General features: G+C 70.4%; 29 protein-coding genes, 1 tRNA gene and 1 riboswitch. Of the genes, 18 read left to right on the top strand and 12 right to left on the bottom strand.

The window, feature by feature from the left end; genetic code table 11:
• Nucleotides 1-31: 31 nt before the first annotated feature.
• Complete coding sequence (locus tag ACWGH1_RS17100; protein WP_453356724.1) at nt 32-346, bottom strand: hypothetical protein; 315 nt, start codon at nt 344-346, stop codon at nt 32-34.
• Nucleotides 347-784: 438 nt separating this feature from the next.
• Between ACWGH1_RS17100 and ACWGH1_RS17095 the strand changes: the two genes are divergently transcribed.
• Nucleotides 785-3,196 (top strand): immune inhibitor A domain-containing protein, encoded by a 2,412-nt coding sequence (locus ACWGH1_RS17095; protein ID WP_453408780.1) that lies wholly within the window; start codon nt 785-787, stop codon nt 3,194-3,196.
• Between the two features lie 113 nt (nt 3,197-3,309).
• A complete protein-coding gene (locus ACWGH1_RS17090; protein WP_453408779.1) occupies nt 3,310-3,615 on the top strand; it encodes a hypothetical protein in 306 nt (101 codons plus the stop codon).
• A gap of 17 nt (nt 3,616-3,632) precedes the next feature.
• Here ACWGH1_RS17090 and ACWGH1_RS17085 read toward each other — a convergent pair whose 3' ends face one another.
• Complete coding sequence (locus tag ACWGH1_RS17085; protein ID WP_453408778.1) at nt 3,633-4,235, bottom strand: nicotinamidase; 603 nt, start codon at nt 4,233-4,235, stop codon at nt 3,633-3,635.
• Between the two features lie 158 nt (nt 4,236-4,393).
• The gene (locus ACWGH1_RS17080; protein WP_453408777.1) at nt 4,394-5,722 is read right to left on the bottom strand and encodes a nicotinate phosphoribosyltransferase; all 1,329 of its coding nucleotides are present in this window, start codon (nt 5,720-5,722) and stop codon (nt 4,394-4,396) included.
• A gap of 80 nt (nt 5,723-5,802) precedes the next feature.
• Here ACWGH1_RS17080 and clpS point away from each other — a divergent pair, with 80 nt between their 5' ends.
• From clpS to ACWGH1_RS17045, 7 genes are all read left to right on the top strand, one after another.
• Nucleotides 5,803-6,117 (top strand): ATP-dependent Clp protease adapter ClpS, encoded by a 315-nt coding sequence (gene clpS, locus ACWGH1_RS17075; protein WP_453356133.1) that lies wholly within the window; start codon nt 5,803-5,805, stop codon nt 6,115-6,117.
• Complete coding sequence (locus ACWGH1_RS17070; RefSeq protein ID WP_453356135.1) at nt 6,114-6,725, top strand: DUF2017 domain-containing protein; 612 nt, start codon at nt 6,114-6,116, stop codon at nt 6,723-6,725. Before clpS ends, ACWGH1_RS17070 begins: the two co-directional genes overlap by 4 nt.
• 345 nt (nt 6,726-7,070) lie before the next feature.
• Entirely contained in the window at nt 7,071-8,513 is a 1,443-nt protein-coding gene (locus ACWGH1_RS17065) for an amino acid permease (protein WP_453356134.1), read from the top strand.
• Between the two features lie 123 nt (nt 8,514-8,636).
• Nucleotides 8,637-9,059 carry a Mov34/MPN/PAD-1 family protein gene (locus ACWGH1_RS17060; RefSeq protein WP_453356577.1) on the top strand — a complete coding sequence of 141 codons (423 nt, stop codon included), beginning with the start codon at nt 8,637-8,639 and terminating at the stop codon, nt 9,057-9,059.
• 77 nt (nt 9,060-9,136) lie between these two features.
• Entirely contained in the window at nt 9,137-9,247 is a 111-nt protein-coding gene (locus tag ACWGH1_RS17055; RefSeq protein WP_329195557.1) for a putative leader peptide, read from the top strand.
• 105 nt (nt 9,248-9,352) lie between these two features.
• Nucleotides 9,353-9,640, top strand: a complete 288-nt coding sequence (locus tag ACWGH1_RS17050) for a MoaD/ThiS family protein (protein ID WP_453356578.1) — start codon at nt 9,353-9,355, stop codon at nt 9,638-9,640.
• Nucleotides 9,640-10,590, top strand: a complete 951-nt coding sequence (locus tag ACWGH1_RS17045) for a PLP-dependent cysteine synthase family protein (RefSeq protein ID WP_136214408.1) — start codon at nt 9,640-9,642, stop codon at nt 10,588-10,590. The genes ACWGH1_RS17050 and ACWGH1_RS17045 overlap by 1 nt, the downstream gene beginning before the upstream one ends.
• Nucleotides 10,591-10,848: 258 nt before the next feature.
• On the opposite strand, the gene ACWGH1_RS17040 is transcribed toward ACWGH1_RS17045, so the two are convergent.
• Together ACWGH1_RS17040 and ACWGH1_RS17035 are read right to left on the bottom strand one after the other, a co-directional pair.
• Complete coding sequence (locus ACWGH1_RS17040) at nt 10,849-11,205, bottom strand: DUF488 domain-containing protein (protein WP_453356576.1); 357 nt, start codon at nt 11,203-11,205, stop codon at nt 10,849-10,851.
• Between the two features lie 7 nt (nt 11,206-11,212).
• The gene (locus tag ACWGH1_RS17035; protein WP_453356575.1) at nt 11,213-11,620 is read right to left on the bottom strand and encodes a hypothetical protein; all 408 of its coding nucleotides are present in this window, start codon (nt 11,618-11,620) and stop codon (nt 11,213-11,215) included.
• 195 nt (nt 11,621-11,815) lie between these two features.
• Here ACWGH1_RS17035 and ACWGH1_RS17030 point away from each other — a divergent pair, with 195 nt between their 5' ends.
• A complete protein-coding gene (locus tag ACWGH1_RS17030) occupies nt 11,816-12,568 on the top strand; it encodes an MBL fold metallo-hydrolase (RefSeq protein WP_453408776.1) in 753 nt (250 codons plus the stop codon).
• A gap of 80 nt (nt 12,569-12,648) precedes the next feature.
• On the opposite strand, the gene ACWGH1_RS17025 is transcribed toward ACWGH1_RS17030, so the two are convergent.
• Both ACWGH1_RS17025 and ACWGH1_RS17020 read right to left on the bottom strand, forming a co-directional pair.
• A complete protein-coding gene (locus ACWGH1_RS17025; protein WP_453352486.1) occupies nt 12,649-13,923 on the bottom strand; it encodes a PTS transporter subunit EIIC in 1,275 nt (424 codons plus the stop codon).
• 265 nt (nt 13,924-14,188) lie between these two features.
• Nucleotides 14,189-15,490 carry a PTS transporter subunit EIIC gene (locus tag ACWGH1_RS17020; RefSeq protein WP_453352485.1) on the bottom strand — a complete coding sequence of 434 codons (1,302 nt, stop codon included), beginning with the start codon at nt 15,488-15,490 and terminating at the stop codon, nt 14,189-14,191.
• 254 nt (nt 15,491-15,744) lie between these two features.
• Here ACWGH1_RS17020 and ACWGH1_RS17015 point away from each other — a divergent pair, with 254 nt between their 5' ends.
• From ACWGH1_RS17015 to rdgB, 4 genes are all read left to right on the top strand, one after another.
• On the top strand, nt 15,745-15,978 hold the full coding sequence (locus ACWGH1_RS17015; RefSeq protein WP_136214402.1) for a glucose PTS transporter subunit EIIB: 234 nt from the start codon (nt 15,745-15,747) through the stop codon (nt 15,976-15,978).
• 109 nt (nt 15,979-16,087) lie between these two features.
• The gene (rph, locus tag ACWGH1_RS17010) at nt 16,088-16,822 is read left to right on the top strand and encodes a ribonuclease PH (protein WP_453352484.1); all 735 of its coding nucleotides are present in this window, start codon (nt 16,088-16,090) and stop codon (nt 16,820-16,822) included.
• Nucleotides 16,823-17,023: 201 nt separating this feature from the next.
• Nucleotides 17,024-17,416, top strand: coding sequence for a hypothetical protein (locus tag ACWGH1_RS17005; RefSeq protein ID WP_453352483.1), 393 nt, complete (start codon nt 17,024-17,026; stop codon nt 17,414-17,416).
• 48 nt (nt 17,417-17,464) lie between these two features.
• Nucleotides 17,465-18,067, top strand: coding sequence for an RdgB/HAM1 family non-canonical purine NTP pyrophosphatase (gene rdgB, locus ACWGH1_RS17000; protein ID WP_453352482.1), 603 nt, complete (start codon nt 17,465-17,467; stop codon nt 18,065-18,067).
• Between the two features lie 55 nt (nt 18,068-18,122).
• Here rdgB and ACWGH1_RS16995 read toward each other — a convergent pair.
• The 4 genes from ACWGH1_RS16995 to bcp all read right to left on the bottom strand — a co-directional run bounded on the left by ACWGH1_RS16995 (nt 18,123) and on the right by bcp (nt 20,159).
• Nucleotides 18,123-18,197 (bottom strand) — tRNA-Leu (locus ACWGH1_RS16995).
• A 16-nt stretch (nt 18,198-18,213) separates the two neighbouring features.
• A complete protein-coding gene (locus tag ACWGH1_RS16990) occupies nt 18,214-18,903 on the bottom strand; it encodes an HNH endonuclease signature motif containing protein (RefSeq protein WP_453352481.1) in 690 nt (229 codons plus the stop codon).
• A complete protein-coding gene (locus ACWGH1_RS16985; protein ID WP_453352480.1) occupies nt 18,900-19,541 on the bottom strand; it encodes an HNH endonuclease signature motif containing protein in 642 nt (213 codons plus the stop codon). Before ACWGH1_RS16985 ends, ACWGH1_RS16990 begins: the two co-directional genes overlap by 4 nt.
• Nucleotides 19,542-19,691: 150 nt before the next feature.
• Complete coding sequence (gene bcp, locus ACWGH1_RS16980) at nt 19,692-20,159, bottom strand: thioredoxin-dependent thiol peroxidase (RefSeq protein WP_453352479.1); 468 nt, start codon at nt 20,157-20,159, stop codon at nt 19,692-19,694.
• A 119-nt stretch (nt 20,160-20,278) separates the two neighbouring features.
• Here bcp and ACWGH1_RS16975 point away from each other — a divergent pair, with 119 nt between their 5' ends.
• The 3 genes from ACWGH1_RS16975 to ACWGH1_RS16965 all read left to right on the top strand — a co-directional run bounded on the left by ACWGH1_RS16975 (nt 20,279) and on the right by ACWGH1_RS16965 (nt 21,495).
• Complete coding sequence (locus tag ACWGH1_RS16975) at nt 20,279-20,599, top strand: DUF3618 domain-containing protein (RefSeq protein ID WP_453352489.1); 321 nt, start codon at nt 20,279-20,281, stop codon at nt 20,597-20,599.
• Between the two features lie 76 nt (nt 20,600-20,675).
• Nucleotides 20,676-21,020 (top strand): GroES family chaperonin, encoded by a 345-nt coding sequence (locus ACWGH1_RS16970; protein WP_453352478.1) that lies wholly within the window; start codon nt 20,676-20,678, stop codon nt 21,018-21,020.
• Between the two features lie 58 nt (nt 21,021-21,078).
• Nucleotides 21,079-21,143, top strand: a riboswitch (guanidine-III (ykkC-III) riboswitch).
• Nucleotides 21,144-21,174: 31 nt separating this feature from the next.
• Nucleotides 21,175-21,495, top strand: coding sequence for a DMT family transporter (locus ACWGH1_RS16965; RefSeq protein WP_453352477.1), 321 nt, complete (start codon nt 21,175-21,177; stop codon nt 21,493-21,495).
• Between the two features lie 5 nt (nt 21,496-21,500).
• On the opposite strand, the gene ACWGH1_RS16960 is transcribed toward ACWGH1_RS16965, so the two are convergent.
• A complete protein-coding gene (locus ACWGH1_RS16960; RefSeq protein ID WP_453352476.1) occupies nt 21,501-23,882 on the bottom strand; it encodes a transglycosylase domain-containing protein in 2,382 nt (793 codons plus the stop codon).
• A 173-nt stretch (nt 23,883-24,055) separates the two neighbouring features.
• On the opposite strand from ACWGH1_RS16960, the gene ACWGH1_RS16955 reads away from it, so the two are divergent.
• Nucleotides 24,056-24,967 carry an ABC transporter permease gene (locus ACWGH1_RS16955; protein ID WP_453352475.1) on the top strand — a complete coding sequence of 304 codons (912 nt, stop codon included), beginning with the start codon at nt 24,056-24,058 and terminating at the stop codon, nt 24,965-24,967.
• Nucleotides 24,968-25,002: the final 35 nt, after the last annotated feature.

Raw genomic sequence — 25,002 nt, 5'->3', positions numbered from 1 at the left:
GCCCCGCCCGCACCGCCGGGTGCCCGCCGGTTCAGTGGTGCACGGGGTGCGCGGGGTGTTCGGACGCGGCCCGCGGCTCGGGCACCCGTGCCGGCGCCGGGGCCGCCAGGCCGGCGGGGACCGCACCGGCCGTGTGCAGCGAATCGCCCCGCCGGGCGGCGTGCCGGCCGCGCCTGCGCGGGATCGGCACGGTGAGCGCGACGAGGAGCCCGAGGGCGAGCGCGGCGGCGGAGATGACCGCGATGCCGATCCCCGTGCTGGTCTGCGACAGCAGCAGCATGGCGATCGTCGACACGATGACGGTGGCGGACCCGTAGGCGAGCTGTGCGGCAGTCGGACGCGGCATGGCGGTATCCGTCCTCAAGGCGGTGAGGGAGAGTCGGCTCAACTGGTCGCGCGTCAGCAGACTCTATGACGGGGGATGCCCGAGCGGAACCGTCAGTAAGCGTGCCCTAACCGGAGGATGGCCTCGCACGGGAGCACAGGGGGGCGCACGGCGTCATTTCCCGGGCATCCTGTGGTGGTTCTCCAGCCGTCCTGCGGCGTTTTCCAAGGGCGCCGGCCGAGGGCGGGAAGCGCCCCTTCGCCCCGACTGGCGCCGGAACGTCCGAATAGCGGAACTCGTTGCCCGCATAGTGCAGTTGTAAGGAACAAGTCAAGGTCTGTCTTTTCTCTGTTCTCTCCGGTCAAATGTCGTCACTTGAGACGCGCGCCGCGCGGAACCCCCCACTCCTTTGGAGACGTTCCGACCAACGCTGCGGCCGCGGGAGGGGAACGACATCAAGTGACCGGCAAATCCACGAGAAGGCGCACGCTGCGCGCCGCGGCCGTCGCCGTGACGCTGGCCGCCACCGCGGCCTCGGGCGCCTTCTTCACCACGGCACAGGCCGACACGAGTCGGGGTGGCGCGCCCGCATCGGACCGCCAGGACCCGAACGCTCCGTCGAAGGAGCAGGTCCAGCACGACCTGCCGGGCCCGTTCAGCAAGCAGCAGGCGCAGGCCCGCGAGGCGGCCCTCGACCAGGTGCTGAGCGGCAAGAAGGCAGTTGAGCAGCACGGGGCCTCCAAGGTCGTCAAGCTGGACGACAAGAAGTACGTCGAGCTGGGCCGTGAGAAGACCGACAAGATCTTCACGGTCCTCGTCGAGTTCGGCGACCAGGTCGACAACACGACCATGTACGACCCGGACGGCCCGAACGGCCCCAAGCCGCCGGCCCCGAAGTACGGCGGCACCCCCGGACCGGCGCACAACACGATCGCGCAGCCCGACCGCGCGACGAACAACAGCACCGCGTGGCGCAAGGACTTCAGCCGCGACTACTTCCAGGACCTGTACTTCGGTACGGGCCAGGGCAAGAACTCGCTGAAGACCTACTACGAGAAGACCTCCTCGGGCCGCTACTCGGTCGACGGCCAGGTCGCCGACTGGGTCAAGATCCCGTACAACGAGGCCCGTTACGGCTCGAACTACTGCGGCCAGACGAACTGCTCCAACGTCTGGGACACCGTCAAGGACGGCGTCAACGCGTGGGTCGACGGCCAGAAGAAGGCCGGCAAGTCGGACGCCGAGATCAAGGCGACCCTGGCGCAGTACGACCAGTGGGACCGCAACGACTACGACGGCGACGGCAACTTCAACGAGCCCGACGGCTACATCGACCACTTCCAGATCGTCCACGCGGGCGAGGACGAGTCGGCCGGCGGCGGCGTGCAGGGCGGCAACGCGCTGTGGGCGCACCGCTGGTACGCGTACGGCACCGACGTCGGCAAGACCGGCCCGGCGGACAACAAGGCCGGCGGCACGCAGATCGGCGACACCGGCATCTGGGTCGGCGACTACACGATGCAGCCGGAGAACGGCGGCCTCGGCGTCTTCGCGCACGAGTACGGCCACGACCTGGGCCTGCCCGACCTGTACGACACCAGCGGCGGCGGCGACAACAGCGTCGGCTTCTGGTCCCTGATGTCGGCGGGCTCCTGGCTCGGCGACGGCAAGGACTCCATAGGCAACCTCCCGGGCGACATGGACGCCTGGAGCAAGCTGCAGCTCGGCTGGCTGAACTACGACAAGGCCAAGGCCGCGACGAAGTCCACCCACAAGCTGGGCGTCTCCGCGTACAACACGAAGGACAAGCAGGCCCTGCTCGTCGAGCTGCCGAAGAAGCAGGTCAAGACGGACATCGTCGCTCCCGCCGAGGGCTCCTCGCAGTGGTGGAGCAACATGGGTGACGACCTCAAGAACACCCTGACCCGCTCGGTCGACCTGACCGGCAAGTCCTCCGCCGCCCTGTCGCTCAAGGGCTGGTGGGACATCGAGCAGGACTACGACTTCCTGTACACCGAGGCGTCCACGGACGGCGGCGCCACCTGGACCGCCCTCGCCGGCACCGCCGACGGTGCGGCCCTCCCGGCCGACGCCTCCGGCGCCCCCTCGCTGACCGGTGTCTCCGGTGCCTGGAAGCAGCTGAACTTCCCGCTGGACGCCTACGCGGGCAAGAAGGTCGACCTCCGCTTCCGCTACCAGACGGACGGCGGCGCGGGCGGCAAGGGTTTCACCGCCGACGCCATCACCCTCACCGCGGACGGCTCCGCGCTGTTCACCGACGGCGCCGAGAACGGCGACAACGGCTGGACCGGCAAGGGCTTCTCCCGGGTCGGTGCGGGCTTCACCAAGGAGTACCCGCAGTACTACCTGGCGGAGAACCGCCGCTACGTCTCGTACGACTCGACCCTCAAGGTCGGCCCGTACAACTTCGGCTTCGCCAACACCAAGCCGAACTGGGTGGAGCACTACCCATACCAGGACGGCCTGCTGATCTGGCTCTGGGACACCTCCCAGAAGGACAACAACACGAGCCAGCACCCGGGCTCGGGTCTGATCCTGCCGGTCGACGCCAACGCCAAGCCGATGAAGTGGGCTGACGGCACCCTGCTGCGGAACAAGATCCAGCCGTACGACGCGACCTTCAGCGCGTACTCGACGGACGCCTTCACCCTGCACAAGAACGGCGAGGCGCTGTTCCTCAAGCCGAAGCCCGCGAACCTCGTCTTCGACGACCACAAGGGCAAGTACTTCTACGACGAGAACCCGACCGGTTCGGTGCAGACCACTGACACCAACACCAAGATCAAGATCGTCAAGGAGCCGTACGACGGTCTCCAGATGACGGTCGAGGTCGGCCCCGCCGCCAAGTAGTCCGGCAAAACCGCAGGTCAAAACATGATCGGCCGTCGCCCCCTAGCGGGCGGCGGCCGATCGCGTTTAGATGCGGGTCGGAAGTTGTCTTATTGACGGGGGAGCTGAAGATCATGCCCGGTGGAGGTTTCGTCAGACTGCCAGGCGGCAGCGTGGTGGTCGCGCTCATGCTGCCGAGACCGTCCGGCGACGGCGGGCACGTCCGCGTGCTCGTGCACGCCGCGAACCGGGCCCGCGCCCTGACCAGGCTGCGGAACCTCGGCATGCGCGCCGTCTACCTCCGCGGCAACGCCCACCCGCCGACCCCCGACGAGGTCACCGCCGTCCTGCACCACCCGGACGGCCTCCTCTGGCGCGGCACCCCCGACCGCGCCCAGGAACTCTGGCACCCGATCCGCGCCCTGCTGCGGGGCGCCTGAGGCGGCCTGGCGGCCCGCTACGCGCCGCCGAGCACCGGGGCGCCCGTGAGGCGCACCCCGGCCGCCCGGAGCTCCTCCAGCGCGCGGGCGGTGGTGCGGGGGGCCACGCCCGCCGTGAGGTCGAGCAGGACCCGCGTGCGGAAGCCTTCGCGGGCCGCGTCCAGGGCGGTGGCCCGCACGCAGTGGTCGGTGGCGATGCCCACGACGTCGACCTCCGCCACGTCGCGCTCGCGCAGCCACTCGGCGAGGCCCGCGCCGTTCTCGTCCCGGCCCTCGAACCCGCTGTACGCGGCTTCGTACGCGCCCTTGTCGAAGACGGCGGCGATCGCGCCGGAGGCGACCGCCGGGGCGAAGTTCGGGTGGAAGCCGACCCCCTCGGTTCCGGCGACGCAGTGCACCGGCCAGGAGCTCTCGTAGTCCGGCTCGGCCGGCGGGCGCGCGAAGTGCGGACCGGGGTCGATGTGGTGGTCGCGCGTGGCGACGACGTGCCGGTAGCCCGGCGTGGCCTGGCCGATCAGCTCCGTGATGGCGGCGGCGACGTCGGCGCCGCCGGGGACCGCGAGGCTGCCGCCTTCGCAGAAGTCGTTCTGTACGTCGACGACGATCAGTGCGCGGTGCATGTCGCGTGCCCTTCGCTGTGATGTGTGGTGGGCGGGACCCTGCGGGGGCTCTTCCCCCACCGTGCCGGTGCCCTGCCCCCGGACCCCCGCGCCTCAAACGCCGTCGAGGCCGCAACCGCCCCGTGCGCATGCCGCCGGGGGAGGACCCCGCGCCGTGGCTACACGTACTCCGTCGGGATCACGGCCTCGCCGCGCGAGAGCTGCGCCGCGGACAGCGGCAGTCCGGCGCGCGCCGCGAGGTGGCGGTCGCGGGCCGCCTCCAGGGGCTCGCGGGCCACGACCTCGCCGCCCTTGACCAGCTGGACCAGCAGCTGCCGGTCCGCCAGGGCGGTCGGTACCGGGCCCACGCCGACGACCTCCGCCTCCGCGATCCCCTCCGCGTCCAGTCGGCGGGCCGCCCACTTGCGGCCCCCCACCGAGGTCTTGCCCCCGGAGGACTTCTTCGCCACGGGCAGCAGCGGCGCCTTCGGGTCGCCCGACGTGGCCCGCGCCACCAGCTTGTAGACCATCGAGCAGGTCGGGTGGCCGCTGCCGGTCACCAGCTGCGTGCCGACCCCGTACGCGTCCACGGGCGCCGCCGCCAGCGAGGCGATCGCGTACTCGTCCAGGTCGGAGGTGACCACGATCCGCGTGTCCGTCGCGCCCAGCTCGTCCAGCTGGTGCCGCACCCGGTGCGCGACCAGCAGCAGGTCCCCGGAGTCGATGCGCACCGCGCCCAGGCCCGTCCCGGCGACCTCCACGGCCGTGCGCACCGCCTCCGCGACGTCGTACGTGTCCACCAGCAGGGTCGTGCCGCTGCCCAGCGAGGCCACCTGTGCGGTGAAGGCGTCGCGCTCGCTGTCGTGCACCAGGGTGAAGGCGTGCGCGCTCGTGCCGACCGTCGGGATCCCGTAGCGGAATCCCGCCGCCAGGTCCGAGGTGGAGGTGAAGCCGCCCACGTACGCGGCGCGCGAGGCCGCCACGGCCGCCAGCTCGTGCGTGCGCCGGGCGCCCATCTCGATCAGCGGCCGGCCGGCCGCCGCCGAGGCCATCCGGGAGGCGGCCGCGGCGATCGCCGAGTCGTGGTTGAGGATCGACAGGACGACTGTCTCCAGCAGCACGCACTCGGCGAAGCTGCCCTCGACCCGCAGGAGGGGCGAGCCGGGGAAGTAGACCTCGCCCTCCGGGTAGCCCCAGATGTCGCCCGAGAAGCGGTACGAGGACAGCCACTCCAGCGTCGCCGCGTCGACCACGGACCGCTCCCGCAGGAACTCCAGTACGGCCCCGTCGAAGCGGAAGTTCTCCACCGCGTCCAGCACCCGTCCGGTGCCCGCCACCACGCCGTAGCGCCGCCCCTCGGGCAGCCGCCGGGTGAAGACCTCGAAGACCGAGCGCCGGTCGGCGGTGCCGTTGGCCAGCGCGGCCTGGAGCATCGTGAGCTCGTAATGGTCCGTGAAGAGCGCTGTCGACGGCACGTCCACCGGCAGGCCCAGGTCCGCAGGGTTCATGTCACGGATGCTAGCGCACATCTCGTCAGAGTGACGAGATGTAGGGCCGGTTTGTGCGACGGACCCGTCACAGTGGCAGCATGGGACGGGTGAGTGTTGCTCCCATTGAGATCGAACGCACCGAGTCGGCCGAAGAGACCTCCGCGGTCCCCGAACCCGACGTCCCGTGGGTGACCCTGGTGCACAACGACCCGGTCAACCTCATGAGCTACGTGACGTACGTGTTCCAGGCGTACTTCGGCTACTCCAAGGACAAGGCGAACCGGCTGATGCTCGACGTCCACCACAAGGGCCGGGCGGTCGTGTCCAGCGGCACCCGCGAGGAGATGGAACGGGACGTGCAGGCGATGCACGGCTACGGGCTCTGGGCGACGCTGTCGCAGGACCGCGGCTGATGGGCACCTTCGAGTCCCGTCAGGGCGGCGGCGCGGCGATCGCGCTCGACGACATCGAGATCTCCATCCTGCGTTCGCTGGCCGTGCAGCTGCTGGAGCTGATCGGCCCGGGCGAGCCGGAACCCCCGGCGGACGCCGACCCGCTGGCCGTGCTGTTCGCCTCGGACGGCCCGACCGAACCCCCGTCCGACCCGGCGCTCGCCCGCCTCTTCCCCGACGCCTACGGGGCCGGCCCGCAGGCGCAGGACGGCGCCCGGCGCGCCGAGGCACAGGAGCTGCGGGCCCGCTCGGCCGAGTTCCGCCGCTTCACCGAGAACGACCTGCGCACCCGCAAGCGGGAGGACGCGCTGGCGGTCGTCCACAGCCTGAACGGGCTCACCCCCGCCGGGGACGGGGCGGCCGTGCTGGAGCTGACCGGGGAGCTGCCGCTGCGCTGGCTCGGGGCGCTCAACGACCTGCGCCTGACCATCGCCGCGCGGCTGGACATCACCGAGGACGACGAGAGCGCCGTGCTGTTCCGGCTGCCGGACGACGACCCGCGCAAGCCGATGGTGATGGCGTACCTGTGGCTCGGCGGTCTCCAGGAGAGCCTCATCGAGACCCTCTGAACGGGCCACCCGGCCGTCGTGCGCCGGCCGTCCGCCCGTCACCCGGTCCGTTCGCTCAGCGAACGCTCAAATCCGGATAACGATCAGATCACCGCGATGCGGTGATCTGATCTGCTTTCGGGCCGATGTCCTGGTTTATCTGTGTGGTGCGCCACATTCCGGTCTCTCGATCACCCATAAGCACGTGATAAATCTTCACGACTGCCGACGGGACGCCACCCATGTCTCCCGGCTCGCTTGAACCGGCTGATCGCCGGCGTGCAACTCCATCCGTATCCGGGGGGATCGAGGACCCGATCCGCAGCCATCGAGGCGCGGGTCGGCGTGGAGAAAGGCGCACCAGACATGACCTCTGTGCAGGTCGAGCAGCACGACAAGAAGCCCGGCGAGGGTGCCGGGCCCGAGGGTGGCGGGGAGGGATACCACCGCGCACTCGGAGCCCGCCAGATCCAGATGATCGCGATCGGCGGCGCCATCGGCACCGGCCTGTTCCTCGGCGCGGGCAAGGCCATCTCGAAGGCCGGCCCCAGCCTGATCCTGGCCTACGCCATCGCGGGCCTGGTCATCTTCTTCATCATGCGGGCCCTGGGCGAGCTGCTCATGTACCGCCCGGTCTCCGGCTCCTTCTCGGACTACGCCCGCGAGTTCCTGGGCCCCTTCTGGGGTTACGTGACCGGCTGGACGTACTGGCTGTTCTGGGTGGTCACCGGCATCACCGAGGTCACCGCCGCAGCGCAGTACATGTCGTACTGGACCCACGACAGCTTCCCGCAGTGGGCGTACGCGCTGATCTTCACGGTCGTCCTCTACGCCGCCAACCTGATCTCCGTGAAGCTCTTCGGCGAGCTGGAGTTCTGGTTCTCCATGGTCAAGGTCACCGCCATCGTCGGCATGATCCTGATCTGCGCCGGCATCCTCACCATCGGGTTCTCCGACGCCGCCGACACCGCGACCGTCGCCAACCTGTGGAACGACGGCGGCTTCTTCCCCAAGGGCATCGGCGGCACGCTGATGACCCTCCAGATCGTCATGTTCGCCTTCCTCGCGGTCGAGCTGGTCGGCGTCACCGCCGGCGAGTCGAAGGACCCCGAGAAGACCCTGCCCAAGGCCATCAACACCGTGCCGTGGCGGATCGCCGTCTTCTACGTCGGCGCGCTGATCATGATCCTTTCGGTCGTCCCGTGGCACGAGTTCCAGCCCGGAGTCAGCCCCTTCGTGGCCGCCTTCGAGAAGATGGGCCTGGGCGTCGGCGCCGCCATCGTCAACTTCGTGGTGCTCACCGCCGCCCTGTCCTCCTGCAACTCGGGCATGTACTCCACCGGCCGCATGCTGCGCGACCTCGCGCTCAACGGCCAGGGCCCGAAGGTCTTCACCAAGCTGACCAAGAGCGGCACCCCGCTCGTCGGCACCACCTTCTCCGCCGCCCTGATGCTCGTGGGCGTCTGGATCAACTACGTCGCCCCCGGCAAGGCCTTCGACTACGTCGTCTCCTTCGCCACCATCTCCGGCATGTGGGCCTGGATCATGATCCTGGTCTGCCAGATCCGCTACCGGGCCGCCGCCGACCGCGGCGACCTGCCGAAGTCCCCGTTCCGGGCACCCGGAGCCCCGTACACCAGCTGGTTCGCGCTCCTGTTCATCGGCATGGTCATCGTGATGATGGGCGCCGACAAGGACGCCCGGGTCTCGCTGTACTGCGCCCCGCTGTGGGGTGTGATCCTCGGTGTCTCCTACCTGGTCATGAAGAACCGCGACCCCCGCGGCGCGGCCTTCACCAAGGCCCAGTAGCACCCCGCGGACCGCGGGTCCCGGCCGTCCGCCGCGGCCGGGAAGCGCGCCGTCCGTCCAGCATGCGGGCCCTCCCGTACCAGTCCTCGGTACGGGAGGGCCCGTCTGTTTATCCTGTCGCTCATGCTGACCCTCACCCAGGCCCTGTACGACCAGATCGTGGAACACGCCCGCAAGGACCACCCCGACGAGGCCTGCGGGGTCGTGGCCGGCCCGGCCGGCGCCGACCGTCCCGAGCGGTTCATCCCGATGCTCAACGCGGCCCGCTCGCCCACGTTCTACGAGTTCGACTCCAAGGACCTGCTCAAGCTCTACCGCGAGCTGGACGACCGGGACGAGGAACCCGTCATCGTCTACCACTCGCACACCGCCACCGAGGCCTACCCCTCGCGCACCGACGTCACCTACGCGAACGAGCCCGGAGCGCACTACGTACTCGTCTCGACGGCCGACCATGACGGCCTCGGAGAGTTCCAGTTCCGCTCGTACCGCATCGTCGACGGAGTCATCACCGAGGAAGAAGTGCAGGTCGTCGAGGCCTACTGACCAGTATGTGAGCGCGACTGGTCCACGATGCGGGATCACACTCCAAACGGGGGACCGGGAATCGTTAACATGACCGCATGGTTTCCCACGACGTGAGCAATGAGACGCCCGGCAGGCCGCTGCTGCTCGTGGCGCGGCTGCACGTCGACCTGTGCCGCCTCGCAAGCGCCATCTGTCCTGCTGCCTGAGCACTTCACGAGCACACGGCCCCGCCGCGCGGGGGCCACACGCGCCGTTCCCGCCCCCCGCACGCCCCTTCACGCTTTGACGACTTGACGACACTGGAGCCCGCCATGGCCATCGAGGTCCGCATCCCCACCATCCTCCGCACCTACACCGACGGCGAGAAGGCCGTCACGGGCGAAGGCAGCACCCTGGCCGACCTGTTCGCGGACCTGGAAACCCGGCACAAGGGCATCGAGGAGCGACTCATCGACCAGGCGACCGGCGGCCAGCTGCGCCGCTTCGTCAACGTCTACCTCAACGACGAGGACGTCCGCTTCCTGGACGGCATCTCCACCCCGCTCAAGGACGGCGACAGCGTCACCATCCTCCCGGCCGTGGCCGGCGGATCGAAGTAATGCGCTACGACTCCCCCCTCGCGGCGGTCGGCAACACGCCGCTCGTCAGGCTGCCCCGGCTCTCGCCCTCCGACGACGTGCGGATCTGGGCGAAGCTCGAGGACCGCAACCCCACCGGCTCGATCAAGGACCGCCCCGCGCTCCACATGGTCGAACAGGCGGAGAAGGACGGCCGGCTGTTCCCCGGCTGCACCATCCTGGAGCCCACCTCCGGCAACACGGGCATCTCGCTCGCGATGGCCGCGAAGCTCAAGGGCTACCGGATCGTGTGCGTGATGCCGGAGAACACCAGCCAGGAGCGCCGTGACCTGCTGACGATGTGGGGAGCCGAGATCATCCCGTCCCCGGCGGCGGGGGGCTCGAACACCGCGGTCCGGGTGGCCAAGGAGCTCGCCGCCGAGCACCCCGACTGGGTGATGCTCTACCAGTACGGGAACCCGGACAACGCGGGCGCGCACTACGCCACCACCGGTCCGGAGATCCTGCGCGACCTGCCGTCCGTCACCCACTTCGTGGCGGGCCTGGGCACCACCGGCACGCTGATGGGGGTCGGCCGCTACCTGCGCGAGCACGTGCCCGGCGTCAAGATCGTCGCCGCCGAACCGCGCTACGACGACCTCGTCTACGGCCTGCGCAACCTGGACGAGGGGTTCGTCCCGGAGCTGTACGACGCGTCGGTGCTCACGACCCGCTTCTCGGTGGGCTCGGCGGACGCGGTCACCCGGACCCGGGAACTGCTGCGCGAGGAGGGCATCTTCGCGGGCGTCTCCACCGGCGCGGCCCTGCACGCGGCGATCGGGGTCGGCCGCAAGGCCGTGGCGGCGGGCGAACAGGCGGACATCGTGTTCGTCGTGGCCGACGGCGGCTGGAAGTACCTCTCGACGGGCGTCTACACGGCGGCGACGACGGAAGAGGCCATCGAGGTCCTCCAGGGCCAGCTCTGGGCGTAGGGCCCGGCCCCGGCCCGGCCGGCCCCGCCGGCGTTTGTGGCGCGGCTCCGCGCGGAGCCGGGCCGGCCCGATCCAGCCCCGCCGGCGTTTGAGTGGGGGTCCCCCGGACGGAGTCTGGGGGGAGGGTCCGGGCGGAGCCCGGTTCCGGGAAGGGGCGGCGTGGGGGAGAGTCCCGCGCAGCGGCAGCCCGCCCCGCCCCGCGCGCCCGGGGCCGTCCGGCCGCCCCGGCCCGCCGCACCTCCCCGGAGACCGGTCCGCTCAGCGCGCCAGCAGCTCCGCCAGCACCGCCGCGTGGCTGTCCCCCGGGTCCCTGACCGCCGTCAGCAACGTCACCGGCCCCGCCGCAGCCAGCGCCCGCAGCCGGTCCAGCTCCGCCACCGCCTCCGGCGCCGCCAGCTCCGCCTCGTACCGGGCCCGGAACTCCCGCGCCGGCCCCCCGCCCCCGTGGAACCACGTCCGCAACTCCGCCGACGGCGTCACCGCCTTCGGCCACTCGTCCACCGCAGCCCGCGCCTTCGCCAGTCCGCGCGGCCAGAGCCGGTCCACGAGGACCCGTACCCCGTCGCCGTCCGGCCCCGGCTCCGGGGGATCGTAGACCCGCCGCACCCTGATCACCGCTCGCTCACCCGTGGCCTCCGCCCAGCCCGCTGACCTCGTCCCACACCGTCGGGTCCAGCATGCCCAGCCGCCTGTCGAACTCGGCCGGCGACACCTCCGCCGGCCGGTCCGCCTCCAGGTAGCCCGTCCGCCCCGGCAGCCCGGCGACCCCCGGCGGCAACGGGATCACCCCCGCGCGCCGGTCGTCGTACTTCCCGGTGATCCACGCGACGCGCACCCTCCCCCGCACCCCCGCCGCCAGCACCAGACACGGCCGCCCGTCCGCCAGACGCCACAACTCGCCCGGCCGCACCCCGGCCCGGGAACCCGGCCCGCGCGGCCGCGCCGCGCTCCCTCCCGCCCGGCGGGGCCACAGCAACAGCAGCACGACGGCGACCACCGCCCCCGCGGCGGGCCACCATGACGTGTCCATAACCCGAAGGTAGCCGCGGCCCCGGCCCCCGGCACGGCAACGCCCGTACCCCCCGTCGCTCCCCCGGGTGACAGCACAGGTGATTCCCCCCACAACGGCCCGCCGCGGAGGAGCGACCGGAGGTTTCGCGCCTTACGCTCGACGCACGCTCGGCCCGCATTCCGTCCACGGACCGTCCACGGAGGTTCACGCTCCATGAAGCTCACCGTCGTCGGCTGCGCGGGATCGTTCCCGTCCGCCGATTCGGCATGTTCGAGCTACCTCGTCGAGGCCGACGGCTTCCGGCTGCTCCTCGACATGGGCAACGGCGCCCTCGGCGCGCTCCAGCGCCACATCGGCCTCTACGACCTCGACGCGATCTTCCTGAGCCACCTGCACGCCGACCACTGCATCGACATGTGCGCGTACTTCGTGGCCCGCTACTACCGGCACGAGGGCGGCCGCTGCGGCACCATCCCCGTCTACGGTCCCGAGGGCACCGAGCAGCGGCTGACGACGGCCTACGACGACGTCCCCGACGCCCGCTCGATGAGCGAGGTCTTCGACTTCCGGACCCTGAAGTCCGGCGCCTTCGAGATCGGCCCGTTCCAGGTCCGTACCGAGCGGGTGTGCCACCCCGTCGAGTCGTACGCCATCCGCGTCGAGCACGGCGGCCGCTCGCTCACCTACTCCGGGGACACCGGGGTCTGCCCGGAGCTTGCGGCGCTGGCCGACGGCGCCGACCTGTTCCTGTGCGAGGCGTCCTTCACGCACGGCAAGGAGGACATCCCCGACCTCCACCTCAACGGCCACGAGGCGGGCCGGTACGCGGCTGCCGGAGGCGTCGGCCGGCTGGTCCTGACCCACGTCCCGCCGTGGACGGACGCCGCCCGCAACCTCGCCGACGCCCGCGCGGTCTACGGCGGCCGGATCGACCTGGCGGCGCCGGGCGCCGTCTACGAGGTCTGACGGCCCGACGGGCACACGAAGGAGCCCCCGCCCTCCCTTCGGGGAGAGCGGGGGCTCCTTCGTGCCTGAGGGCGTCGGGCCTACTTGGCCTCGGCCTTCTCCATCTCGGCGATCTCCTCGTCGGACTCGCGGCCCGGCGTGGGGAGGTTGAACTTCGTGATCGCGAAGCGGAAGACGAAGTAGTAGACCGCCGCGAAGACCAGTCCCACCGGGATGATGTACAGCGGGTTGGTCGCCTTGCTCCAGCCCAGGCCGAGGTCGATCAGACCGGCCGAGAAGGTGAAGCCCGCGTGGATGCCGAGCGCCCAGGTGATCGCCATGGAGACGGCGGTCAGGACGGCGTGGATCGCGTACAGCAGCGGCGCGATGAACATGAACGAGAACTCGATGGGCTCGGTGACACCCGTGACGAACGAGGTGAGGGCGAGCGAGACCATCATGCCGGTGACGGCCTTGCGGCGCTCCGGACGGGCGCAGTGCGCGATGGCCAGGGCCGCGGCCGGCAGGCCGAACATCATGATGGGGAAGAACCCGGTCATGAAGAGGCCGGCGTCCGGGTCACCGGCGAAGAACCGGTTCAGGTCGCCGTGGACGACCTCGCCGGCGGCGTTGGTGAAGTCACCGATCTGGAACCAGGCGACGGTGTTGACGAACTGGTGCATGCCGATCGGGATCAGGCCGCGGTTGATGAGGCCGAAGAGGCCGGCGCCACCGGCGCCCAGGCCGGTCATCCACTCGCCGAAATTGGATATGACCTCGCCGATCGGCTCCCAGACCAGGCCGAAGAAGACACCGGCGACAACGCCGACGAACGCCATGATGACCGGGACGAGGCGGCGGCCGTTGAAGAACCCGAGCCAGTCCACCAGCTTCGTGCGGTGGTAGCGCTGCCACAGGACGGCGGCCAGCAGACCCATGACGATGCCGCCGAGGACGCCCGGGTTGTTGTACACCGCCGGGATGTCGACACCCTTGTTCTCGGTGGTGTTGATGATCGCCTCGTGCACCGGGAACGCGGTGAGGACGTTCTTGTAGACCAGGAAGCCGACCAGCGCGGCGAGCGCGGTGGAGCCGTCGGCCTTCTTGGCGAAGCCGATGGCGACACCGATGCAGAAGAGCAGCGGCAGGTTGGCGAAGACGGCGTCACCGGCGGTGGCGAACACCGTGGCGACCTTGCCCCAGCCGAGGCCGTCCTTGCCGAAGACGTCGGGCTGGCCGAGGCGCAGCAGGATGCCGGCCGCGGGCAGGACGGCGATGGGCAGCTGGAGGCTGCGGCCGACCTTCTGCAGACCCTGGATCAGGCCGGCGCCCCGCTTCTTGGCGGGCGGCGCCGCGGCTTCAGTAGCCGTACTCATAACTTCCTCCGGGGAGCAAGGCGCCGCCAGGGGTGGAACCAAGGGGGACGGCGACGTCTCGAAAAGGGGGCACACGCCGCCGGGGGGAAGCGGTCGTGGTCTACACCAATGCATGGTGTAGACCAGTTGTAACACGGTCAGGGTTAGATAAGGAACCTTCAATTTTTTGTTGTAGGACCCACCCTCCCCGCGGGCAGCGAAAAGCCCCCGGATCCAGGGATCCGAGGGCCTTTCGACCGTGCAAACGGAGGCGGCGGAGCAGGCCTCAGGCCTTGGTGACGTCCGCCTGCATCGCCGCGATCTCCTCGTCCGACTCCCGGCCCGGCGTCGCGAGGCGGAACTTCGTGATCGCGAAGCGGAAGACCGCGTAGTAGACGACGGCGAAGCACAGCCCGATCGGGATGATCAGCCACGGCTTGGTGGCCAGCCCCCAGTTGATGACGTAGTCGATCAGACCCGCCGAGAAGCTGAACCCGTCGTGGACCCCCAGCGCCCACGTCACCGCCATCGACACACCCGTCAGCAACGCGTGGATCACGTACAAGGCCGGCGCCACGAACAGGAACGAGTACTCCAGCGGCTCCGTGATCCCGGTGACGAACGACGTCAGCGCCACCGACAGCATCAGACCCCCCACCTCCTTGCGGCGCTGCGGCTTCGCGGTGTGCGTGATCGCCAGCGCCGCCGCCGGCAGCGCGAACATCATGATCGGGAAGAAGCCCGAGAGGAACTGGCCGGCCTGCGGGTCACCCGCGAGGAACATGTTGATGTCGCCGTGCACGACCACCCCGTCCGGCTTGGTGTAGCTGCCGAACTGGAACCACACCGGCACGTTCAGGAACTGGTGCAGGCCGATCACCAGCAGCGCGCGGTTCGCGACGCCGAAGATGCCCGCACCCCACGACCCCAGGCCCACCAGCCAGTCCGAGAAGCTCTCCAGCGCGTCACCGATGGGCGGCCAGATCCACAGGCACAGCCCCGCGAACGCGATCGCGACGAACGACATGACGATCGGGACGAGGCGGCGGCCGTTGAAGAAACCGAGCCAGTCCACCAGCTTCACCCGGTGGAAGCGCTGCCAGAACCAGGCCGCCAGCAGCCCCATGACGATGCCGCCGAACACCCCCGGATTCTGGTACGTGTACCCGGCGAACGTGTCCGTCGACGTCAGGCAGCCGCCCCCGATGTCCCTCGTCCCCGGCGGACATGGCTTCGGAAAGGCGTGCATCACCCCCCGGTAGACGAGGAACCCCGCCACCGCCGCCAGCGCGGTCGAACCGTCCGCCTTCTTGGCCATGCCGATCGCCACGCCCACGCAGAACAGCAGGGGCAGACCCAGGTCCGGATCCAGCAGCGCGCCGCCGGCGCCCGCCATGACCTTGGCGACGTCCGCCCAGTCCAGCCCCTCCGTACCGAAGACGTCGGGCTGGCCGAGCCGGGTGAGGATGCCGGCGGCGGGCAGGACGGCGATCGGCAGCTGGAGACTGCGGCCCATCTTCTGGAGCCCTTGGAGCAAGCCGTTCCACCACTTCGGCCGCGGCCTGGCTGCGGCGCTGTTCGCGCTCATCGGCGTCCTCCCTGACCGGCCCGTTTTGGCAGGTGCGGCACGTACGGCACACTGGTGTAGACCACTTGTCACACGGTCACATGCACCGGCCCACAGGGCGGGTGGGTGCTGATCGTTATCATTCGGCAGGTGCCGGGCCCGCGCTCGCATAGATGGGCCAACCGTGAGCTACCGTGACAAAGCGGACCTCCGGGTGGGCCGACCAGGCATCCGGCCGCCGAGACTCGTTCTTCGTCATACGCAGGGAGACACACATGGCCACCAAGGCTGAGAAGATCGTCGCCGGGCTCGGCGGTATCGAAAACATCGAAGAAGTCGAAGGCTGCATCACCCGCCTGCGCACCGAAGTGATCGACCCCACCAAGGTCGACGAAGCCGCACTCAAGGCCGCCGGCGCCCACGGCGTCGTCAAGATGGGCACCGCGATCCAGGTCGTCATCGGCACCGACGCCGACCCCATCGCCGCCGACATCGAAGACATGATGTGAGCTGAGCCCACCGGCTCACCCGCCCCACCCACGGCAGCACGGCAGACCCCGTCCCCGAACCACCCGGACGGGGTCTTCCCGTACCCGCACACCGACTAGGCTCGGCAACATGTCTCGCATCGACGGCCGCACGCCCGAACAGCTCCGCCCGGTCACCATCGAACGCGGATGGAGCAAGCACGCCGAGGGCTCCGTCCTCATCTCCTTCGGAGACACCAAGGTCTTCTGCACCGCCTCCTTCAGCGAAGGCGTCCCGCGCTGGCGCAAGGGCAGCGGCGAAGGCTGGGTCACCTCCGAATACTCGATGCTGCCCCGCTCCACCAACACCCGCGGCGACCGCGAATCCGTCCGCGGCAAGATCGGCGGCCGCACCCACGAGATCTCCCGCCTCATCGGCCGCTCCCTGCGCGCCGTCATCGACTACAAGGCCCTCGGCGAGAACACCATCGTCCTGGACTGCGACGTCCTCCAGGCCGACGGCGGCACCCGCACCGCCGCCATCACCGGCGCCTACGTCGCCCTCGCCGACGCCGTCGCCTGGGGCCAGCGGAAGAAGCTGATCAAGGCCGGCCGCAAGCCCCTCACCGGGACCGTCGCCGCCGTCAGCGTCGGCATCGTCGACGGCGAACCCCTCCTCGACCTCTGCTACGAGGAAGACGTCCGCGCCGAGACCGACATGAACGTCGTCTGCACCGGCGACGGCCGCTTCGTCGAGGTCCAGGGCACCGCCGAAGGCGAGCCCTTCGACCGCAAGGAACTCAACGCCCTGCTCGACCTCGCCGCCGGCGGCTGCGCCGACCTCCAGGCCCTCCAGCTCAGCGCCCTGGACCTCGCCGCGTCATAGCCGGCCGCAGCCGGCAACCGCCGGGCCGGCCCCGGCGTCTACGCCGGTACGGGCGCACGGTGTCAAAGCCGTGCGCCCGTCCACGTACCCGCGCACAGGCACCGGACACCGGCACCCGAGCCCGCATACCGAGCCGGAAACCGAGCCCGCGTACGCACGTCGCCGCACCGCGCCTTGCACCGAGCCCCAGGGGGAAACCGAATGAAGCCCTACCGCCACCACCGCGTCGCCGCCGTCGTACTCGCCGCCGCCCTGGCCGTCCCGGCGCTCTCCGCCTGCGACACGCTCTCCACGGCGATGGACTGCGCCAACACCGCCGTCGCCATAACCGACGGGGCCAACGACCTCCAGCAGGCCGTCTCCCAGGCCGGCAACAGTCCGCAGGACGCCCAGAACGCCCTCAACCAGATCGAGACGAGCCTCAAGAAGATCGGCGACCAGACGGACAACGCCGACCTGAGCAAGGCCATCGACTCCATGAAGACGGCCGTCACCAACGTCCGCACCTCGATCGACAACGGCAACACCACCCCGGACATCACCCCGGTCGGCAACGCCGCGAAGGAGATCTCCAAGGTCTGCACCCCCGGCTGACGCACACCGGCGCACGGCCCGGCGGGTCACTGCTCGATACTGGACGCCATGACCCGCCTGATCCTCGCCACCCGCAATGCGGGCAAAGTCACCGAACTCCGCGCCATCCTGTCCGACGCCGGCCTGCCGCACGAACTGGTCGGCGCGGACGCGTACCCCGAGATCCCGGACGTCAAGGAAACCGGCGTCACCTTCGCCGAGAACGCCCTCCTCAAGGCCCACGCCCTGGCCCGCGCCACCGGCCTGCCCGCCATCGCCGACGACTCCGGCCTGTGCGTCGACGTCCTGAACGGCGCCCCCGGCATCTTCTCCGCCCGCTGGGCCGGCACCCACGGCGACGACAAGGCCAACCTGGACCTCCTGCTGGCCCAGCTCTCCGACATCGGCGACCCCCACCGCGGCGCCCACTTCGCCTGCGCCGCCGCCCTCGCCCTCCCGGACGGCACCGAACGCGTCGTCGAAGGCCGCCTCCGCGGCACCCTGCGCCACGCCCCGGCGGGCACGGGCGGCTTCGGCTACGACCCGGTCCTCCAGCCGGAGGGCGACACCCGCACCTGCGCGGAGCTCACCCCGGCGGAGAAGAACGCCATCTCCCACCGCGGCCAGGCCTTCCGCGCCCTGGTCCCCTTCATCCGCGCCCTGACGGCCTGAGGCGATGAAAAAGCCCGCTTCCTTCGAATCGAAGGAAGCGGGCCTCTTTCACCGGTACGCCCGGTCGGACTCGAACCGACAACACATGGCACCTAAAGCCATTCTCTCTGGCCAATTGGAGTACGGGCGCGGGGGCTTCCCCCACTCTACTGGGTGCCCTCCGTCCTCTGAGGGGGGATCGCGGTCGACCGTTTTCCGCCGCGGCACCAGGTGCTGGTGATCGCATGGCAGTTGGGGCACAGCAGCCGCAGGTTCTCGCGCCGGTCGTCGCTCCAGTCGCCGTTGATGTGGTCGACTTCCAGCGTCATGGGGCGGCCCAGCCACTCGGGTGACGTGCCGCACCGCGCGCATTCATCAGGAACGCCGATCTCGCGAAGTGCACGGCGGAGGAGCTTCGTCCCGGTGCGGCGCTTCCCGTCGTGGCGAACGAGTATCTGCTCGGCGGGCCGGGCGGCGATGGTTCCGGGCTTGCCGCGTTGGTGTGCCTGCCCCAGGAAGTGGGACGTGTCCAGTCCCGCTTCAAGGATCCACGTCTTCAGCGAAGCCCTCCACCCGAAGCCCGCTGGACGGTTCAGGCGCCTCAGCGTCTCCGCCAACGACCGCGATGCGGCGACCGCGTCGCGCAGGACGGCGTCATCCGGCTTCACGTGGCGGACGTAGGCGCGCCGTTGGAAATGGGAGACGTCGATGCCGTAGGCGGAGAAGCGTCGCATGAGGTAGTGCCCCAGCCCTGGGTGGGGCCTGATGCCGTAGCGGGCGACGACTTCCTCGATGCTCTTGCACCGTGCGGCGGCCTCGGTCAGGAGCTCGCGGGTGTAGCGAGCGCTCGCGGTCATCGGCGGCCCTTGCCGCGACCGCGGTAGGTGTCCGTCGTGGAGTGGCAGTTCGGGCAGAGGAAGCGCAGGTTGTCCGCCCGGTTGTTGCGCCAGTCACCGTCGATGTGGTCGACCTCCAGTGGCAGGGGATATCCCTGCCACGTGGGCTCGATGCCGCACAGGGCGCACTGCTCGGGAACGCCGAGTGCGGCGAGTGCGTGCTTGAGCCGGTTGCTGGGCACCCGGCGGGCATCGGTCTCGTCCTGCCTGACGAGGACCTTTTCCGGCGTCCGGCGTCGTTTTGCGCGTCCTGCCCGGGAGGGCAGCGTGAAATGGGAGGTGTCTATGCCGAACGCCTTCACGCGCCGACTGATGAAGGTGTGGTGCCCGCCCACGACTTCCAGCCCGAGGTGCCTGAGCACGCCGCACATGGTGGTCGAAGCGGCGACCGCCTCGGCAAGGATCTCCCTCGTCCACTTGAATGCTTCGTCCCGCTCGAAGCGGGAGACGTCCACGCCCAGCTTCCGCATGCGGTCGTGCAGGTACCGCCTTGACGGCCCCTTCGGGTCCACCCCCAGTCTCACCAGCGCCTCCGACAGTGTCCGCGCCCCCGCCGCCGCTTCCGCCAGGCGTTCCCTCGTGTACGGGCTGATCGGCATCCTCGTTCCCTCCGGCTTCCGGCCGCACGTGCGGTCCTCGTACGGAGTAACGGGTAGTCAGTCGGACGGTCACGGGGGATTTCGTCCGGTGAGCGGAGTGGCCCGCACTGGTCGGGTGCGGGTCGCTCGTCGGCGGGGGAAGCGCGCGGATCAGATGCCGAGGTCCTTGATGATCTTGGCTACGTGGCCCGTCGCCTTCACGTTGTAGAGGGCGCGTTCGACCTTGCCCTCCTCGTCCACGATCACCGTCGAGCGGATGACGCCGGTGACCGTCTTGCCGTACAGCTTCTTCTCGCCGAACGCGCCGTACGCCGTCAGGACCTCCTTGGAGGGGTCGCCGACCAGGGTCACCTTCAAGTGCTCCTGCTCGCGGAACTTCGCCAGCTTCTCCGGCTTGTCCGGCGACACGCCGATCACGTCGTAACCCGCCTGGGCCAACACCGCCAGGTTGTCCGTGAAGTCGCACGCCTGCTTGGTGCAGCCCGGCGTCAGGGCGGCCGGGTAGAAGTACACGATCACCTTGCGGCCCTTGTGGGCGGCCAGCGAGACCTCGTTGCCGTCCGCGTCGGGCAGGGTGAAGGCGGGGGCGGTGTCGCCCGGCTCAAGTCGCTCGCTCATGTCAGCAGTCTCCTCGGGAGGGGATCGGTACGGTCCGAGACTAAGCTGACAGACTGTCCACGGTGGCCCACGCCCCTTTGGCCACCACGACCGACCACGACGACGACGGAGGCAGCGCGGTGCCGGAAGCCAGGACCCCCGCACAGATCGAGGCGGACATCGTCCGCCGCCGTGAGCAGCTCGCCGAGACGCTCGACGAGATCGGTGTGCGCGTGCACCCGTCGACGATCGTCGGGGATGCGAAGGCCAAGGTCGCCTCCAAGGTGGACCACACCGTCGGCCGCGCCGTCGTGGCCGTGAACCGGTTGGTCACCGACGTGAAGGGCGGGCTGCGCCGGGAGGACGGGTCGCCGCGCCTCGAGCGGATCGTGCCGGTCGTGGCGGCCGCGGCGGGGCTGGTCGGGCTCCTCGTGCTGACGGCGCGCCGCAAGCGCGGATGAGGTCCGCGGGTGTCGGCGGGGTGTCGGCGGTGACCCTGCGGGGTGCCGGCCCGGCGGGGGCGGGTAGGTTCGGGTCGTGAGCGACAACACCACCACCCACGACAAGCTGCCCATCCGCATGCTGCACGACCGTGTGCTCGTACGTTCCGATCTGCCGGAGGGCGAGCGCCGCTCGGGCGGCGGCATCCTGATTCCGGCGACGGCCGCCGTCGGCAAGCGGCTGGCCTGGGCGGAGGTGGTCGCGGTCGGGCAGAACGTGCGCAGCGTGGAGCCGGGCGACCGGGTGCTGTACGACCCGGAGGACCGGGCGGAGGTCGAGGTGGGCGGGGCGACGTACGTGCTGATGCGCGAGCGGGACCTGCACGCGGTGGCCGCGGAGCGGCTGGAGGGGTCGAAGGATTCGACCGGGCTGTACCTCTGATTCGAGCGCGGAAGGGGCCGGTGACCGGGGTCACCGGCCCTTTTGCGTGCCTTTTGCTACGGTGGTGGGGAACCCCCGACGAGACGCGCCGTACCGGGTTGCTGGACGCAAAGACGACGCACCCCCGTTCCGTCTCGTCCCGGAGGTGCCTGTCATGGCCTGGGTTCTGCTCATTGTCGCCGGTCTGATCGAAGTCGGCTGGTCGATCGGTATGAAGTTCACTGATGGTTTCACGCGGCTCTGGCCCAGTGTGTTCACGGGCGCCGGCATCGTCGCGAGCATGGCGTTGCTGTCGTACGCGGCGAAGACGCTGCCCATCGGGACGGCCTACGGCGTGTGGGTGGGTATCGGCGCCGCCGGTGCGGCGGTGCTCGGTATGGCGGTGCTGGGGGAGCCCGTGACGGCCTCCCGGATCTTCTTCATCTGTCTGCTGCTGGTCGCGGTGGTGGGGCTGAAGGCCACCTCCGGTCACTGATGCGGCTATTCGACGAATTGTGACGGGGGGCGGGAGCGGCGGGTTCCGTCGGCCCCGCCCAGGACCCCGGCGGTGAGGCCGCCGGTCGGGATTCCGCCCGTGGTGGCACCGGCGCCGGTTCCCGTGGTTGATCCGGTGCCGGTTCCGGCGTCGCTCTGGCCGCCGTTCGTCCGTCCGCCGGTGTTGCGGCCCTCCGTCGGCTGTCCGCCGTCGCTCTGTCCGTCCTGGTCCTGGCCGCCGGTCGGTCGTGCGGGGCGGTGCGGGCGGCCCGGCCGGCTGGGCGGGACGGGCGGGAGCGGGGCGGTGCCGGGGGACTGCTCCGGGGTGTTGGGGGTGAAGGGCGGCGGGGAGGGGGCGGCGCCCTGCTGCACTTCGAGGTCGAAGTCGAGCGGGTCGCTGCCCGCCAGGGCCGTCTTCGTGTACTGGGCCCAGATCCGGGCGGGGTACCCGCCGCCCCCGAGGCGGTCTTCGCCCAGTGCCCCGTAGAGGGGTTCCAGGGCGCCGGTGTCCGGGTCCTGGCCCATCACGGAGATCACCGTCACCAGGTCGGGGGTGTACGCGGCGAACCAGGCGGAGCGGTCGAGTTCCGCGGTCCCGGTCTTTCCGGCGGCCGGGCGGCCGGCCGCCAGGGCGGCGGTGCCGGTGCCGTTGTCCACGACGCTGACCAGCATGGAGGTGGTGGTGTCGGCGGCCTCGCGGCTGACGGCCTGGCGCGGGGTGCGGTCGGGCAGTCGGACGCTCTCGTCGCCCTTGCCGATGTTCTCCACGAGGGTGTACGGGGTGTATCGGCCGTGGTCGGCGAGGGTCGCGTAGGCCTGGCCCATGTCGAGCACGCTGGCCTGGAGGGTGCCGAGCGCCATGGCCGGGCCGGCGTCGAAGTTGGGGGTGTTGTCGGGGATGCCGAGGGCGATGGCGGTCCGTTTGACCTTGTCGGTGCCGACGTCGACGACCATCTGGGCGAACACGGTGTTGACGGACAGGTCGGTGGCGGTGTTGACGGTGATGTCCCCGTAGGACTGCTGGCCTTCGTTCTCGGGCGCGTAGGGGATCCGGGTGCCGACGACGCGGCGCTTGTTGTCGCCGTTGTAGAGGGTGTTGGGGGTGATGCGGCGGCCGTCCTGGGTGCGGGCGTCGTTGTCGACGGCGGCGGCGAAGACGAACGGTTTGAAGGTGGAGGCCACTTGGTAGTCGTGCCGGGTGGCGTTGTTGACGTACTGCTTGGTGTAGTCGACGCCTCCGTACATGGCGACGACCTTGCCGGTGGTGGGGTCGATGGAGACGCCGCCGGCCCGGACCACCCGGTCGGCCTTGCGGGTCTGCGGGTCGAGCTTGCTGATGAGCTGTTTGTCCGCGGCGGCGACGATGGCGTTCTGGCGGCGTTTGTCGATGGTGGTGGTGATGCGGTAGCCGCCTTCGGAGAGGGTCTTGTCGTCGACGATCTTGCGCTCGACGATGTAGTCCTTGATGGCTTCGACGAGGTAGCCGCGCTGTCCGGAGAGGCCGGCGGCGGGGCGGACCTTGCCGGGTTCGGGGAAGCGGGCGGCGGCGCGTTCGGCGGCGGTCATCCAGTTCTTCTTGACCATGCCGTCGAGTACGTAGTTCCAGCGGGCGAGCGCGCGGTCGCGGCTCTGGGGGTGGGCGACGACGTCGAAGGCGCTGGGGGAGTTGAGGAGGGTGGCGAGGTAGGCGCCCTCGGTGGTGGTGAGGTTTCCGACGTCCTTGCCGTAGTAGGCCTGGGCGGCGGCCTGGATGCCGTAGGCGTTGCGGCCGAAGTAGCTCGTGTTCAGGTAGCCCTCCAGGATGTAGTCCTTCGACTTCTCCCGGCCGAGTTTGATCGCGATGAAGAACTCCTTGGCCTTGCGCTCGACGGTCTGTTCCTGGCCCAGGTAGTAGTTCTTGACGTACTGCTGGGTGATGGTCGAGCCCGACTGGGTGCCCTTGCCGGCGAGCGTGTTCCACGCGGCGCGCAGCATCGCCTTGGGGTCCACCGCCCGTTCGGAGTAGAAGTCCCGGTCCTCTGCCGCCAGTACGGTCTCCTGGACCGTCCGGGGGACCTGGGAGAGGTCGACGTTGACGCGGTTGACCTCGCCGTCGCGGGCGAGTTGGGAGCCGTCGGCGTAGAGGTAGAGGTTGGACTGGGCGGTGGCGGTGGCGTTGGCGGGCGGGATGTCGACCAGGAGGTAGCCGGCGGTCAGGGCGCCGCCGATCAGCAGGGCGATGAGCAGGATGCTGCCGAGGAGCATGCGCCAGGTGGGGAGGGCGCGGCGCCACCCGGTGCGCTTCCGGGGCCGCCCGGTGGGGGCCGGCGGGGGCGTTTGCGCCGGTGCGTGCTGCTGGGTGTCGGGGTCGCGAGGGGGCCAGCCCGGGGGCGGTGACTGGTCGTTCATCTCCGGGGCTCCTCGACGGTGTACGGCATGTCCACATCTGTACCGATGGTGTCTACCCGATAGCCGATGTGCGTGCTTCGGACGGGCTTAAATCCGTCGCGTGGCTCGCCCCTCCGCACTAAGCTCGCGCGCTTTGGCCGACGTAGGAACGACCTGGGAAGGGGAGGGATACGGTGCGCCAGCAAGTGGAGCCGGAAGCGGATGACGGCGGGGACGACGGCGGGGGCCGGGACGCGGAGGGGGACGCCCGTCGGAGGGCGGGGCGGCGAGCGGTCCACCGGGTACGGCTCTACGCGGCCGTCGCGGTCGGCGGGTTCCGGCGGTACGCCACCTACGGGACGGCGACGGCGGCCGGTGTGTTCACCAACACCGTGTTCGGCTTCGTCCTCGCGTACACCTTCATCGCGCTGTGGGACGAGCGGCCCGGGCTCGGCGGCTACGACCAGGGGCAGGCGCTGGCCTTCATCTGGGTCAGTCAGTCGCTGCTCGCCGCTGCCGCGCTGCTGGGCGGCGGGTTCCAGGAGGAGCTCCAGGAGCGCATCCGTACGGGCGATGTCGCCGTCGACCTGTACCGGCCGGCCGACCTCCAGCTGTGGTGGCTCGCGGCCGACCTGGGCCGGGCGGGGTTCCAGCTGCTGGGGCGCGGGCTGGTGCCGATCCTGGTGGGGGCGCTGGCCTTCCCGTTGGCGCTGCCGGCCGATCCGGTGCGCTGGCTGCTGTTCCTGCCGGCCGTGCTGCTCGGTCTGGTGGTGAGTTTCGCGGTGCGCTTCCTGCTGGGGCTGGCGGCGTTCTGGCTGATGGACGGCGCCGGGGTCAACATGGTGGCCAGCGTGGTGTCGGTCTTCTGCTCCGGGATGCTGCTGCCGTTGACCGTCTTCCCCGGCGGGTTCGGCGAGGCGGTCCGCATGCTGCCGTGGGCGGCGATGCTCCAGGTGCCGATGGACGTCCTGCTGGGCAAGGGGGCGGGCGCCGGCGGGGCGGTGAGGGCGTTCGCGTTCCAGGCCGGCTGGGCGCTGGCGCTGCTGGGGGCCGGCCGGCTGGTGCAGTCGGCGGCGACGCGCAAGGCGGTGGTCCAGGGTGGCTGAGGCGACGCTCGGGCACGAGCGGCCGGCCGGCGCGG

This window comes from Streptomyces sp. NPDC054883, assembly GCF_053610645.1.
The sequence above is the reverse complement of the archived record's forward strand: the minus strand, read 5'-3'. Positions and strand labels throughout refer to the sequence as shown.